This is a genomic window from Streptomyces sp. NBC_01275, assembly GCF_026340655.1.
Classification (GTDB): Bacteria; Actinomycetota; Actinomycetes; order Streptomycetales; family Streptomycetaceae; genus Streptomyces.
In genome coordinates this window covers 10,235,224-10,248,292 of record NZ_JAPEOZ010000001.1, presented here as the reverse complement: position 1 = coordinate 10,248,292, position 13,069 = coordinate 10,235,224, and the positions used below count along the sequence as shown (strand labels likewise).

At 69.8% G+C, this 13,069-nt stretch carries 11 protein-coding genes and 1 pseudogene; 6 read left to right on the top strand and 6 right to left on the bottom strand.

What is annotated here, in order from left to right; translation table 11 throughout:
• The first annotated feature begins 218 nt into the window (after positions 1-218).
• Positions 219-2,927, top strand: coding sequence for a serine/threonine-protein kinase (locus OG562_RS45070; RefSeq protein ID WP_266408652.1), 2,709 nt, complete (start codon positions 219-221; stop codon positions 2,925-2,927).
• A gap of 658 nt (positions 2,928-3,585) precedes the next feature.
• On the opposite strand, the gene OG562_RS45065 is transcribed toward OG562_RS45070, so the two are convergent.
• A complete protein-coding gene (locus tag OG562_RS45065; RefSeq protein WP_266408650.1) occupies positions 3,586-4,149 on the bottom strand; it encodes a hypothetical protein in 564 nt (187 codons plus the stop codon).
• A 526-nt stretch (positions 4,150-4,675) separates the two neighbouring features.
• On the opposite strand from OG562_RS45065, the gene OG562_RS45060 reads away from it, so the two are divergent.
• The 4 genes and pseudogenes from OG562_RS45060 (at position 4,676) to OG562_RS45045 (ending at position 7,571) form a co-directional block, all read left to right on the top strand.
• Positions 4,676-5,374, top strand: coding sequence for a CBS domain-containing protein (locus OG562_RS45060; RefSeq protein WP_266408647.1), 699 nt, complete (start codon positions 4,676-4,678; stop codon positions 5,372-5,374).
• A 152-nt stretch (positions 5,375-5,526) separates the two neighbouring features.
• Positions 5,527-5,861 (top strand): annotated as a pseudogene (locus OG562_RS45055) (universal stress protein); the annotation flags it as partial.
• A 248-nt stretch (positions 5,862-6,109) separates the two neighbouring features.
• Positions 6,110-6,391, top strand: a complete 282-nt coding sequence (locus OG562_RS45050; RefSeq protein ID WP_266409857.1) for an SHOCT domain-containing protein — start codon at positions 6,110-6,112, stop codon at positions 6,389-6,391.
• Between the two features lie 178 nt (positions 6,392-6,569).
• A complete protein-coding gene (locus tag OG562_RS45045) occupies positions 6,570-7,571 on the top strand; it encodes a nitroreductase family protein (RefSeq protein ID WP_266408645.1) in 1,002 nt (333 codons plus the stop codon).
• 156 nt (positions 7,572-7,727) lie between these two features.
• Here OG562_RS45045 and OG562_RS45040 read toward each other — a convergent pair whose 3' ends face one another.
• A complete protein-coding gene (locus tag OG562_RS45040) occupies positions 7,728-10,097 on the bottom strand; it encodes a glycoside hydrolase family 65 protein (protein ID WP_266408642.1) in 2,370 nt (789 codons plus the stop codon).
• Positions 10,094-10,852: an HAD family phosphatase gene (locus OG562_RS45035; RefSeq protein ID WP_266408640.1), complete on the bottom strand. Its 759-nt coding sequence runs from the start codon at positions 10,850-10,852 to the stop codon at positions 10,094-10,096. Before OG562_RS45035 ends, OG562_RS45040 begins: the two co-directional genes overlap by 4 nt.
• Before the next feature lie 448 nt (positions 10,853-11,300).
• Between OG562_RS45035 and OG562_RS45030 the strand changes: the two genes are divergently transcribed.
• On the top strand, positions 11,301-11,483 hold the full coding sequence (locus OG562_RS45030; RefSeq protein ID WP_266408637.1) for a hypothetical protein: 183 nt from the start codon (positions 11,301-11,303) through the stop codon (positions 11,481-11,483).
• A 176-nt stretch (positions 11,484-11,659) separates the two neighbouring features.
• Here OG562_RS45030 and OG562_RS45025 read toward each other — a convergent pair whose 3' ends face one another.
• From OG562_RS45025 to OG562_RS45015, 3 genes are all read right to left on the bottom strand, one after another.
• Complete coding sequence (locus OG562_RS45025; RefSeq protein WP_266408634.1) at positions 11,660-12,106, bottom strand: DUF1003 domain-containing protein; 447 nt, start codon at positions 12,104-12,106, stop codon at positions 11,660-11,662.
• A gap of 143 nt (positions 12,107-12,249) precedes the next feature.
• Entirely contained in the window at positions 12,250-12,606 is a 357-nt protein-coding gene (locus OG562_RS45020; RefSeq protein ID WP_266408632.1) for a PRC-barrel domain-containing protein, read from the bottom strand.
• Positions 12,603-13,004 (bottom strand): ANTAR domain-containing protein, encoded by a 402-nt coding sequence (locus OG562_RS45015; RefSeq protein WP_266408630.1) that lies wholly within the window; start codon positions 13,002-13,004, stop codon positions 12,603-12,605. The genes OG562_RS45020 and OG562_RS45015 overlap by 4 nt, the downstream gene beginning before the upstream one ends.
• Between the last annotated feature and the right edge of the window lie 65 nt (positions 13,005-13,069).

Sequence of the window (13,069 nt, the reverse complement as noted above, 5' to 3'; positions counted from 1 at the left end):
TGCAACCCCGCCGCCGACACCGACACCGACACCGACACCGAAGCCGAAGCCGAAGCCGAAGCCGAAGCCGAAGAGGGCGACTGAGGGAAGCCAGACCCGGCGCGCCACGGAGCGGCGGTCCACGGCCGCGGCTGAGGGCGCCCTGCTGACGAACCGCGCAGTGCCGTTCGTCGTCACTGCATCACGGGAACATCTTCTGTGCAGGCGAGGGGGAGTGGATGGAACAGGGCACGGAACTGGCAGGTCGGTACCGGCTTGAGGAGTTACTCGGCCGCGGTGGAATGGGGCAGGTGTGGCGGGCTGAAGATCTGCAACTGAGGCGGCAGGTCGCGGTTAAGTTGCTGCGGGTTGATCTGTCGGCGGATCTCGGCCAGGCACGAGAAATACTGGTTCGGTTCCACCGCGAGGGCCGCGCGATGGCGAAGCTCGCCCACCGAAATATCGCAGCCGTCTACGATGTGGGAGAGCATTCCGGCACGCCGTTCCTGGTACTCGAACTCCTCGACGGTAGCGACCTGCGAACAGTGCTGGAAAACCACCTTGCGCGCGGAATACCGCTGCCGCTGGTAGCGCAATACGGCGCGCAGGCCGCCGATGCACTCGCGGCAGCGCACGACGCAGAGATCGTGCACCGCGATATCAAGCCCGCGAATCTCATGGTCCTCGCCGACAACACGGTGAAGGTCTGCGACTTTGGAATCGCACGTCTCCGACAGGCCTCTACGGAGCAAGAAGTAACCCGGTCAGGGGTTGCGATCGGCACGCCGGCGTACATGCCGCCCGAACAGCTCCAGGGCAAGCCGGTCGACGCCGCCGCCGACGTCTATGCGCTCGGCGCCACGCTCTTTCATCTCCTGACCGGCCGTCTGGTGTTCCCTGCGCAGGACCCTGTGGCTTTCTACGCCATGCATGCGGGCGCTCCGGCCCCACAGGTGAGCTCATTGCGATCCGACGCCCCACGTGAATGGGACGCCCTCATCGCCTCGATGCTCTCGAAAGACCCGCGTCGGCGGCCCAGCGCGGCAGCTGCGGCAGCTCGGCTGCGCAATCCCGCCCTCACAAAGCCTGCTGCACACACCGCGAGGCGCACGCGGATCGACGTGGCAGAAGCCCTCAGCGTCGCCCGGGCAATCGAAGACGGGCAAAAGCGAGCTCAGCCCCTCGTCAAGATCGCCAAGGTTGTGGCTGAGTCTGATCCCGTCGCAGCCAAGGCACTGTTGACGGAGGCGGAACGGTCTGCTCGTACCAGGATCTCCAGTTTCGCCAACGCCTTCGACCTTGTGCCGATCGCCCGGGCGCTGGCCGCAGACGACCCCGGCTATGCGGCCGCTCTCCTCGCGGGCGCCGAACGAATCGTCCGCGAAAGCATGCGCCGTGACTCCGTCGGCACACTCTCCGAGTGGCACGACAACACTTTGGGTGACATCGCCGAGGTGTGGGCCGTGCTTGATCCTGACAGGGCGTATGCGGTTGTCGGTGACATCGCGATGCCTTACAAGAGGGAGTTTGCGCGGCATCGAGTCATCCGGGCACTGGCCTCAGCGCACCCGGTACTGAGCGAGTCGGTCGCCCGCGCCTTGACGGGCCGGGACAGCACCCGAGAAGGGTGGCAGCTTGCCGAGGCGCTGGTCACAGGTCCGCCCCTGAGCAGGACAATCGCACGCGCCCGAACACGCCGGGCAAGCTTGCCGGCCGTGCAGCACATCGCTGTGGCGCTGGCGTCGGTCGACCTGGCCGCCGGGGTGCGGGTGGCCCGCATGATCCGCCCGGCTTCCAGGCAGCCGATAGCGCTGATCGCAGAGGTCGCAGCCGAAACAGAACCCGCCGCAGCCGAAGCGCTCGCGAACACGCTCGATGGCGGGCAACGGGACACAGCTCTAATCAACATCGCCAGAGTCGTCGCCCTTACCGACTACCCCAACGCCCGGCGCATTGCGGCATCCATCGGCAACAGCAGGGCGCGCAGCGAAGCCCAATCCGCAATTGGGCAATCGATGCGCAACAGCCCATGGGCCGCCGCACACATCGCCGCCGAAGACGCGTTGGATGAGTGCGGCCCGGAGTTTCACATGGAAGCCTGCCGCCTGCTCGCCGGACACGACCCAGCCGCAGCAGAGCAACGAGCCCGCGCTATGACCGGCTGGGCACGCGCCAGAGCGCTGTACGACGTAGCGCTCGCTCTCCCCGCCTCCGAATCCGATCGGGCACACGCTCTGCTATGTGATGCTGCCGCTGACGATCGCCTGCACCCGGTGCCGCGTTTCCGGGCGGACATCGCAGCCGCCATGGTGAAGATGGGCTCTGACCCGGGCTGTGCCCGGGCGGTGCTCAGCGAGGCAGCAGATGCAGCCCGCCGAATACCCCACCGCCAAACGCGGAGCACCGAACTTCTGTACGTGGCGAACGTGCTTGCCTCGATCGACCCGGCCGCCGCCACACACCTGATCGAAAACGTCCCCATCCCACTGTACGAAGAGAAGCTACTAGAGGAGGTCATCACCGCAGCGGCCGCGTGCAACCCGGCTGCGGGCACCCGACTCGCACGCGGCTTCAAGTCTTCCCTGTTCGGCCAGAACCGCCTGCTGGCTGCTGCGGCTGCCGGCGCAGCCACCGTTGGCCTGGATGCGGCGTTCCGCATCGCCGAAACCATCGACGATACCTACGAGCGGGAAGGCGCGTGGGAAACCATCACCAAGCATCTCCTGACAGTCGCGCCCGGCACCGCCGTCATTTTCGCCATCCGCCTCACCGACGAGCTGGAAACCAGCACCGACGACTTCCGTTCACGATCCTTTCCGCAACGGGTTCTCAAGTTGGTCGCAACCATCGACCCAGAAGCTGCCCGGCGCATCGCCAGCCGGCATCCCCTTCAGCGCGATGATGCGCTGGCATCTATCGCTGAGGCCCTCTCAGGCGATCTCTCATAAATGACCGGTTGCGAGAGTTCTGCGAGAGCCCCGAAGGTGATCACGTTTCCGCAGGTCGCCATTGGCAGAAGTGCAGAAGTCCTCTCAGAGCCGGGACGTTGTGCGACACAGTTCTGACGGACTGCCGGGGTGGACCTGACGCCCGATCAAGCCGCAAACGCGGTAGAACGAAACGACCGTCCGAAATGTGACGCCCCGGCCGGCAGTGCCTGCCGCACCCGCGGCGGGAAGACCGCGACCATGTACCACACCGCCTGCTCCAACCTCGTCCCCGCGCTCCGCGCTCCGCGCTCCGCGCTCCGCGAGGAACTCGACGTCCTCGTGCTGGAGGACCGCGGCCCGGGTCGGCCGTGGAAGCCCGGTCCGCCCGTCGAGATGGCGCCGGCTGCCGTGACGGCCAAGCCGATCCGGATCGGGTACGCGCGCACCTCGTCACGGAGGCCGGCGGAACCTGGAGCCGATACGCCCCTCGCGACCACAGCCAGTGATCGCCACAGGTCGCCGGTTGCGCCCGTCTCCATGAAGCGGACAACACAGCGACGGATGTGATCAAGGAACTCGCCTTCGTGTATTAACGGGCGCCCCGAACGCGGCCTCGTCCGGTGAGCTGGCGCATTCGGGCGTATCTCCTCCACCCCACGTCATGAGTCACACCACGTCAGGCCGTGGACTGGCCGTTGAAGCGGTACTCCTCGGAGGGCATCGAGTCCCACTCAGTGTTCGCGCCGTCGCGCGTCACCATGAACAACGGACGCGACCGGAGGACCTGCCCGACCGGTTGCCCGCGCATCACGACCCCGGAATCATCCGGTCCTGCGTAGCCCTCGGGCGTGTAGCGAAAGCGCACGTCCGTTGCCTCGGCATACGCGATTACGTCGCTCTCCAGCTCCGACAGGATCCTCCCGACCAGCGGGAGTCCGTCGTGTGCGACCTGGGGACCGTGCACGGCGTCGGCAGCGATGCAGAACAGCCCCACGACTTGGCTCACATAGGCCGTGACGGCAGGCGGTGAAGGAACCACCCCACGACGGTGGACTTCGACCTTCCAGGACGGCGAGAAGATCGCGTGGTCCCGAGCACAATCGCTGACCTTCGTCTGGCCGAGTATCTCAGCCGCCTCGACCACTTCGTCGACGGTCATACCGAACCGGAGCGGTCCAACGCCGACAGCCGGCGAATAGGACCACTCGTCCCGTTCGGCGACTCCGGTCTTGAACGCCATAGTCGCTCCTCTAGAGACATCCGAGACTTGCCGTTGCCCATCATGTCAATCGCCGACCAGCAGACTGCCGGGTGCCGCCGAGCTCGCTCCGATCGCTCAGCGCGAGCCCCATCTGGGCTCGGCCGCGAATACGCCACACCTGAACATGCGAGCCCACCAGTCCCGAGGCCGGCGTTCGTCACCGCCGCCCGCCGCTATCTCAACGGCGATCCAACCGGCCCGACCCGACTACCAGTCAGGTCGGTCAAGGCCGCCCTGCTCGGTCCGTCCGGTCACCACAGCCTTCCCGCCCGGCAGCTCGCCGCTGTCGGCCTTCCGCCCGTACCGCTTGCCCCAGTCCGGCTCGATCAGAGGAGCCGGCCGGGCAGCGCCGTCCTCGGCCAGCCGGGACCGAGACCCGCACGGCGTCTCAGAGCCGTCCGGCCCCATCGACCCGGCCCGGTGGGGACCGACCGGCTCATGCGCCTCCTGTGCACCGGGCGGACAGTAGAAGGAGGAACGCACGCGACAAGAGGAGGCGGGAGCCATGTGGCACCGGACGGTGAGCGACCTCATGACCACATCGGTCGTCCGGGTGGGCCGGGACACCTCCTTCAAGGAGATCGCCAAACTGCTCGCCGAGTACGACATCACGGCCGTACCGGTCGTGGAGGACGACGAGCGGGTCGTGGGCGTGGTCTCCGAAGCGGACCTGCTGCGCAAGGAGGCCGCCCAGCTGGACCCGGCAGGTCTGCTGCCGGTCCTGCACACCGCGCCCGGCACCCGTACGAAAGCGGAGGCCACGACCGCCGGGGGGCTGATGAACAGCCCGGCCGTGACCGCAAGGCCGCAGTGGACGGCGGTGGAGGCCGCTCAGGTCATGGAGCGCCACCGTGTCAAACGGCTGCCGGTCGTCGACGAAGCCGACAGGCTGATCGGCATGATCAGCAGGGCCGACCTGCTCCGCGTCTTCCTGCGCGGCGACAGCGCCATCCGGGAGGAGATCTCCGGAGAGGTACTTCTGCGCACCCTCGGGATGACCCCCGGCGCGATCACCGTGCGGGTCGTCGGTGGGCGGGTGTCGCTGAAGGGCACCGTCGAGCGCAAGTCCCTCATCCCGGTCGTCGTACGCCTGTGCCAAGGCGTGGATGGCGTGGTCGATGTCTCCGCGGAGCTGCTCCACCGCGTCGACGACTCCTCCACGGCGCCGGAGGCCGGGTCACGCCGCGCCGGACTGGCCACCTGAGCAGGGCTGGAGTTGATCGCCCGGAGCTCCGCGACAGCCATGCCCAACGGTCCGGTCCGGGTCAGCGAGCCGGCGCGACGCACCGCTGTCCCGTCGGCTGCGCGCCCACCGGCCCTCGGAAGGAGCCGCAGCCCGCCACTACTACGCCGGATGGCGTAGTAGTGGCGCTGAGACTCCACGACCCATGCGATGACCTGCTCGAATTCGCCTTCGCCTTCACCACCGCCGCCGCCCGGGGCGTGCCCCTGCACGCCGTCCACGGCCGCAGCCTCCCGCTGCACGCGTACACCCCTGAGGCGCGGGCCACGGTGTGACCCGGGAGATCGCGGATGATGCACGGAAAGGTCTCCACGAGGCCCTGCGCCCCTGGCGCGAGAAGTTCCCCGGCGTGGCCGTGACGGACACCGCCCGTCTGGAGAGCCCCGCCAGGGCCGTCGTGAAGGCCGCCCAGAGTGCCGAGGGTGCCGACGTGCTCGCCGTCGGACGTGCTCGCCGTCGGACGACGCAAGACCCTCCACGAGCGTCCGCGGATCGGCATCGAACGGGGGGCCTGATGACGGCCTTGCCCCGACCCGTGCGTCCGTCGGTCCCGCAGATTCAGGGACCGACGCCCCGGCGGGTTTGGGCTCTTCGGCCCATGACGGGCACGTGGCCGGGTGCGACTGTGGGAGTGGCGCACCGAGACCACAGGCGTGAGGGCCGAGTCCGGTCGCCGCGAGGAAGTGGGTGACCGTGATGCTCTGGTACGGCCATGATCCGAGTGGGTGGGGCTGGTTCGTCATGTCGGTCGGCATGATCTTCTTCTGGGCTCTCCTCATCGTCATCGGCGTCCTGTTGTTCCGGGCCTTGTCCCGGTCGGCTGACTCGGGAGCGTCGACCAGCCCCGCGCAGCGCGGGCCCGCCGCCGAGCAACTCCTCGCCGAACGCTTCGCCCGCGGAGAGATCGACGACGACGAATACCGTCGCCGCCTGACCGTCCTGCGTACCGGCGGCGGCCCACAGCTCGGCAAGAGCTGATCGGGGACCCGTACCGTGCCGGATCCGGGGCGCCGTCACCGCACACTCCAGGTTCCGCGGTCGCCTGCCTGGGACCGCGGCCACGACCGCACACGCTCGGGACCGGGGTGGAATAGTGGAGGGGACGGGAATCGCCCTTCCGCGAATGGCCGCTCGGCCCTGGAGGGAGGTAGGTCCGATGTCCGTACGTGAACTCGACACGACGACCGTGACAGCCTTGGTCGAAGACGCCTCTGCGGCTCCGTCCATGCACAACGCGCAGCCGTGGAGATTCCGATTCCTGCGCGGTGACAGCACCTTCCAGGTGTACTCGGACCTCGAGCGCGCCATGCCTCAGGCCGACCCCACCACCCGCGGTCTTCACCTGGGCTGCGCCGCCGCCCTGTTCAACCTGCGCGTGGCCGCCGCCCACGCGGGCTGGGCGGCGGCCGCCGAGCTGCTGCCCGACCCCGCGGACCCGCGCCTGCTCGCGGTCGTGCGGCTGACCAGCCCAGCGCTTCCCGGGAACGATCTCGAAATGGACCTCACGCCTCTGTATCCGGCCATCCAACGCCGCCGCACCAGCCGTCAGCCGTTCACCGACGAGGCGATACCCCAGGCCATCAAGGATGCGTTGAGCGCCGCCGCTCTCCTGGAAGGGGCGCGGCTGGTCTTCCCGGACGCCTGGCATGTGCGGACGCTGCTGGATCTGGTGCACGACGCCGAGGGGCGCGACGCCATGGACGCCGCCGCCTACGAGGAGCTGAGGCAGTGGACCCGTGACGGCACGGGAGCAGCGGAGACGGCGAGCGACGGGGTACCGGAGTACGCCTTCGGCCCTCGCCGGCGCTCCGGCAGGGCGCCCGTGCGTGACTTCGCCGGCAGGCGCACCGTTCCCGGCCGTGAGGCCGCCGCGTTCGAGAACGCGCCTCAGCTCGCCGTACTGGGCACCGTGCGCGACCTGCCGAGGGACTGGCTGCTGGCGGGCCAGGCCATGGAGCGCGTCCTGCTCCAGGCCACCCTCGACGGGCTCGCCACCTCACTCACCTCCCAGGCCCTCGAATGGCCCGAACTCCGCTGGACCGTGCGCGACCCACAGTCGGCCATGGGATTCATCCAGATGGTGTTCCGGCTCGGATACGGCCCCCCGGTCCCCGGCACACCGCGCCGCCCCGTGCACGAGGTACTCGACATCGTGTGAGCCCTCCCATGAGCCCGGGCGGCCTCCGTCGGGCGGAGCAGACGCGTAGGCGATGGAACGGTTCACGGCGTCGGCCATCAGCTTGGTGAGGATGCCGCCCGAGAGGCTGTCCGGTCCCCACCGGGGGCCGTCCTGCCCCCTCTCCGGGACGCCCCCTCAGTCCGGAAGGAGGAGGTGGCAGCTGTCCCCCGGCCGCATGCGGACCCTTCGGTCCGGCAGCCGGATGTCGATCGGCGCGCGGTCGGACGGCGGCACCGTCACCTCGAGCCCGCCGCGCTCCAGGCGAAGGCGCACGCCCCAGTGTCCCTGGTAGCGGAGGGAGAAGCCGTACGCCGACAGCTCCGGCAGCGGCACCGGATCGAGCCACAGCGCGTCGGCGCGGGTCTCCAGCCCGGTCAGTCCCCGCTGGACGAGGTCGAGCGTGCCGGCCATGGCGCCCAGGTGGATGCCCTCGCCGGTGGTGCCGCCCTGGAGATCGGCGATGTCGCCGCGCAGGGCCTCCTGGCAGTACGTCCATGCCTCGGCGCGCCGGGCACGGGCCAGGACCCAGCCGTGGACGAGGCCGCTGAGGGTGGAGCCGTGGCTGGTGCGCAGGAGGTAGTGGTCGACCGTCCGGCGCCAGCCGTCATCGTCCAGGCGGTGACCCAACCGCTCGAAGAGGCCCCGGAGTTCGTACGGTGAGAAGAGGTAGCCGAGCATGAGGACGTCGGCCTGCTTGGACGCCTTGTAGCGGTTGACGGTGTCTCCCTCCGCCTCGAGGATCCGGTCCAGGCGCCGGATGTCGCCGTACCGGCGCCGGTAGCTCTCCCAGTCGAGTTCGGCCAGGTCGCCGTAGCCCTCGAACTGGCTGATGACTCCGTCGTGGAAGGGGACGTGGAGGGTGCGCGAGACGTCCTCCCACTGTTCGAGCTCGCCGTCGTCCAGGCCGGTGCGCTCGGCGAGTTCGCGCCGCCGGGGTTCCGGCAGGGTCCGCAGCACTTCCAGAGTGCGGGTGAGCACCCAGGCGGCGGTGACGTTGGTGTAGGCGTTGTCGTCGAGACCGGGCTGCTGCGCATCGGGATAGCCGTCGTGGTACTCGTCGGGTCCCATCACGCCCCGGATGCGGTGCCGGCCCAGTCGCTCGTCCCAGGCGGCCGAGTCCGCCCAGAATCGGGCGATCTGCAGCAGCATCTCCGCGCCCTCGGTGTGCAGGAACTCGGCGTCGCCGCTGGCCTCGTAGTACTGCCACACGTTGTACGCCACGGCCGAGCCGACGTGCCGCTGGAGCCGTGAGTGGTCGGGCAGCCAGCGCCCCGAGCGGGGGTTGAGGTGGAACTCCTGCGTCTCCTCCCGTCCGTCGCTGCCGCTCTGCCAGGGGTACAGCGCACCGCGCCGGCCCACCGCGCGGGCCGCGGCACAGGCCCGGTCGAGGCGGCGGTGACGGTAGCGGAGCAGGGCGCGGGACACCTCGGGAAAGTGCAGGTCGAGGTAGGGCAGTACGAACAGCTCGTCCCAGAAGACATGGCCGCGGTACGCCTCGCCGTGCAGTCCTCTGGCCGGTACGCCGACGTCCAGATCCGCCGTGTGCGGGGAGAGGGTCTGCAGGACGTGGAAGAGGTGCAGCCGCAGAATGTCGCCGGCCTCCCCGGCGACGTCCAGCTCGGCCCGCCGCCACAGCTGGTCCCAGGCCGTCAGATGGGTTTCGAGCAGCTCGTCGAAGACGGGGGCCGCGCCCACGCCTTCGATCGCGGCGTCCAGCGGGTCGCTGATGGCGGGGTCACGGGAGGTGTGCAGGGCGACGGTCTTGTCGACGGTGGCGGTACGGCCGGGCAGCAGGCTCAGGCGCACCCTCTGGCCGACGCGCGACCCCTCGTGCCGGTCGGTGACCGGAGCGTCTGCGGTCAGCCGGGCCGCCATGCCGATGCGGACGTCGGAGGTGCGGGTCCGGCAGCGCAGCCACACCGTGTCCGGCTCGACGGATCCGGTGTGCACCCGGGTCAGGTGGCGGCCGTCCAGATCCCGGTAGCGCGCGACCCCGGAGTTGGTGACTGCGCCGTCCAGCGCCGCCTCCACGTCGAGGTCCCCGGCGAAGCCCTCGGCCGTGAACTCGGTGCGCAGCGCCGCCAGATGGGGGTCGGCCATGTCGACGAGACGCTGCTGGCGCACCGCCAGCACCCGGCCCTCGCCGAGCGCGTACCGCGTCCGGCGCTCCAACAGCCCGGAGGCCAGGTGCAGCACCAGCCGGTGGTCGAGCACCTCGGCCGTGTCGGGGGTCAGCCACTGCCGCCCGGCGAGGCGGAACCGGAGCGGCAGCCAGTTCGGGACGTTGACCATGTCCTCGTTCTCCACCCGGCGCCCCGCCACGTCCGTGGTGAGCCGGTCATAGCAGCCGGCCACGTAGGAGCCGGGGTAGTGCACGTCGTCCGCGGCGCACTCCGGCAGCGCCCCACGGGTGGCGAAGTAGCCGTTGCCCAGCGTGCACAGCGACTCCCGCAGGCGCTCGTCCGCCGGGTCGTAGCCGTCGTACTCCCACGTCCAGCCCGTCACCGCCGTACTCCCCCGTCCAGCAGCTCTCCGAGGTCGTGTACGACGATGTCGGCGCCGTGCCGCAGAAGCCTGTCCCGGGTGTCCGCACCGGCGGTCCGGTCCACGCCGACGACGAGGGCGAAGCCGCCGCGGCGGCCCGCTTCGACGCCCGCCAGAGCGTCCTCCACGACGGCGGCGCGGGCAGGCGGAACGCCGAGCCGGCGGGCGGCTTCCAGGAACAGGTCGGGCTGCGGCTTCCCCGCGAGCCCCAGGCGGGCCGCCTCACCACCGTCGACCAGGGCCTCGAAGAGGTCCAGCACACCCGCCCCGGCGAGCAGCTCGCGGGCATGCCTCGACGCGGAGGCCGCGGCGACGGGCACCCCCGCCGCGCGCAGGGCGCGTACCAGCCGCACGGTCCCCGGATACGCGTCGACGCCGTGCTCGCGGAGCCGCTCGACGAACAGCGACTCCTTGTCCGCCGCCACGGCACGCACGGTCTGCCCCGTCGGGTCGAGGCCGCGCGACGCCAGAAAGGCGGCGGCGCCGTCGAGCCGGGACTTCCCGTCCACGTGCCGCAGATAGTCGTCGCCGGAGTCGAAAGGGCGCCGCTGCGCGGGGGCCTCGGGCGGGTGTTCGACCAGGAAGGCGTCGAAGGCGGTCTTCCACGCGGCCGCGTGCACGCTCGCCGAGTCGGTGATCACCCCGTCCGTGTCGCACACGACCGCCTCGATGCCCCGCAGCACGGGTGCGAGCACCCCATCGGACCGGACAGCCATCGTCACTCCCCCTGTGGGCGGGCACGTACCACCACGGTCGCACCGGCCGACGGCCCCCGCGAGGGGCGGATCGGCCCTTGGCGGGGACGTTCGGCCCATGTGCCGCGCCCACCGGCGGCCGGACGCTGGAGTCGAGGCCGTGTCTTCGTACCGGCGTTCCGGCGTTCCGGCGTTCCGGCCGGCGTACGTGATGCCCCATCACATCGGTGCTCGTGCGAGACGGCGACCCATGTCGGATGGGTCGACCTGTGGGTGTGGCCGAGGGGTTCGCGGCAGCGGCGGTCCGGTTGCCTCGTTCACAGCGTCAGCAGGTCAGGCGACGGGGTGGCGCCGCCGACCCCGAAACGGGACTCACCCGACTGATCGGCGCAGTCCGGGGAACCCGGCAGGCAGCGGCGCAGCCACCGGGATCACGTGTGGCTCGCCGTCCATCGGCAGGGGTAGACATATGCTTGCATTCGTGGCCGCCGCGATCTTCGTCATCGCCTTCGTCATCCGTGTCACCGAGACGTCGACCGAGGTGATCTTCAGCCCGACGAGCCTCATGCTTGCCGGGCTTGCCTTCCTCGCCGTGCACTCGGCCGGCGTGGGGTCTGGCTGGTCCTCCCGGGGTGGCGGACGTCGGCGCTGAGGAAGTGATGCGCTCCGTCCTCGTGCCGACAGACCCGAACGGGTAGCGGTCGGGTACTGCCCATCAGCGGGACCGAGTTACGCCCGCCCCCACAACCGGCAGCTGTCCGGCCTCGCCGGGTCTTCGTCGACCACTCCGACCTCTCCTCGGCCTGCTCGCCTGATCGCCCGTGCCCCTTACCGTTCCGCGCCGTCCTCGATCAGACGGCGGTGCAGTTCCGTGGTCATGGCGTGAATCGCGCGAGTCAGCTCGGTGTTGGTCTTGAGTTCCAACTCCTGCTCTACGAAATCATGGTCGGCCTTGATCTGCTGGAAAGCCGCCTGCCGGTTCTGGCCGATCATGACGAACGTCGACAGGAAGATCGCCTCCAGTGACACCACGAGCGTCAACGTGGGCCAGGGGCTTGCCTCGATGAGCAGCATCCAGAACGCGAAAGCGACGGCGTGGAGGTAGACGAACGGCATCGAACCGGCGAACTTGGTGATGGCGTCGGCGATCCGCAGTTGGACGTCCCCGGCACGGCTCTGGTGGTGCGCGACCACTGCGGGATGGTGCCTGGCCTGGTTGTCCTGCTCGCTCATCTCGGTGTGCCTCTCACGGATCCGGGCCCAGGGCAGAGCCATCGCGGTATACCCCGACGGTAGCGGCCCACGGATCGGCAGACGGCCGGGGAAGAGGCGCCCACGGAGACGGTCCGCCGTCACATGAGTCGGGCTCAGCTCCGCATCGCCTCGTCGCTGGAGCGCAGCCGTCGTGTTCATGGCCTTCAGCGGCGTGCCAGTTGCCTCTCGCCGGCCGCGCCGGCCTTGTAGAGCAGACCGTAGTGTCTGAAGATCGCTTCCTCCTGCTCGGCGGGCAGCACGTCGTCGGTGCCGATCGAAGGAGCCTGCTTCACCAGCGCTCTGGCATAGCCGAGCTTGAGGTAGCCCGGGCCGACGATCGCGTCCTCGACGGGGACGAACACCAGACGGCGCCGCGTGGGCAGTCCGGTCCGTACCGTGACCATGGACGGCTCGTCGGTGGTGGTGTCCACGTACACCGCCTCCAGCACACCGATCCTGTGACCCTCGGTGTCGACGACGTCGCAGTTGCGCCACTCTCGGACATCGGCGGCGTGAATCATGACCTTCCCCTTCCGGACGGCTCATCCGACGGCCGTGAGTCGCACCCGCGGTCTGCGGCGTAGAGCCGCCGCAGCGCATGCCGTAGAGCGTGCTGCATCCGCCGCGGGAGCGGCTCGCCCTCCCATGCGGCGACCAGGGCCGCTGCCACGTCCGGAAGTCCGGCGTTGCACTGCCGTGAGATGTCCACCAGCAGGTTGCCGGCCGGCCCACGGCGGCAGGGGGCCAGGACCATCACCATTCCGCAGGCCTGTTCGATGACCGCGCGGCCGGCGAGCGCCCGCCGCAGCTGGTCGATCCGGGCGCGCAGCGCCACGACGTCCTGATCTGCTGGGTCCTCTGCCGGGGCCTCGGCCGTCAAGCCCCACCAGTCCTCCGGAAACACGACTGTGCGTCGCATGGCGTCTGCCTCTCCACGATCTCGGCGCGTCCGGCGCGGCGGAAGCCGTCCCGGAACCTCTGGAT

What these genes read in the sequence shown, in the direction of transcription:
- OG562_RS45025 (WP_266408634.1), bottom strand. Translation starts at nt 12,106, where the DNA reads ATGGCTCTGCCCTGGGCCCGGATCCGTGAGAGGCACACCGAGATGAGC.
- OG562_RS45065 (WP_266408650.1), bottom strand. Translation starts at nt 4,149, where the DNA reads ATGGCGTTCAAGACCGGAGTCGCCGAACGGGACGAGTGGTCCTATTCG.
- OG562_RS45020 (WP_266408632.1), bottom strand. Translation starts at nt 12,606, where the DNA reads ATGATTCACGCCGCCGATGTCCGAGAGTGGCGCAACTGCGACGTCGTC.
- OG562_RS45035 (WP_266408640.1), bottom strand. Translation starts at nt 10,852, where the DNA reads ATGGCTGTCCGGTCCGATGGGGTGCTCGCACCCGTGCTGCGGGGCATC.
- OG562_RS45050 (WP_266409857.1), top strand. Translation starts at nt 6,110, where the DNA reads ATGCTCTGGTACGGCCATGATCCGAGTGGGTGGGGCTGGTTCGTCATG.
- OG562_RS45030 (WP_266408637.1), top strand. Translation starts at nt 11,301, where the DNA reads ATGCTTGCATTCGTGGCCGCCGCGATCTTCGTCATCGCCTTCGTCATC.
- OG562_RS45045 (WP_266408645.1), top strand. Translation starts at nt 6,570, where the DNA reads ATGTCCGTACGTGAACTCGACACGACGACCGTGACAGCCTTGGTCGAA.
- OG562_RS45060 (WP_266408647.1), top strand. Translation starts at nt 4,676, where the DNA reads ATGTGGCACCGGACGGTGAGCGACCTCATGACCACATCGGTCGTCCGG.
- OG562_RS45015 (WP_266408630.1), bottom strand. Translation starts at nt 13,004, where the DNA reads ATGCGACGCACAGTCGTGTTTCCGGAGGACTGGTGGGGCTTGACGGCC.
- OG562_RS45070 (WP_266408652.1), top strand. Translation starts at nt 219, where the DNA reads ATGGAACAGGGCACGGAACTGGCAGGTCGGTACCGGCTTGAGGAGTTA.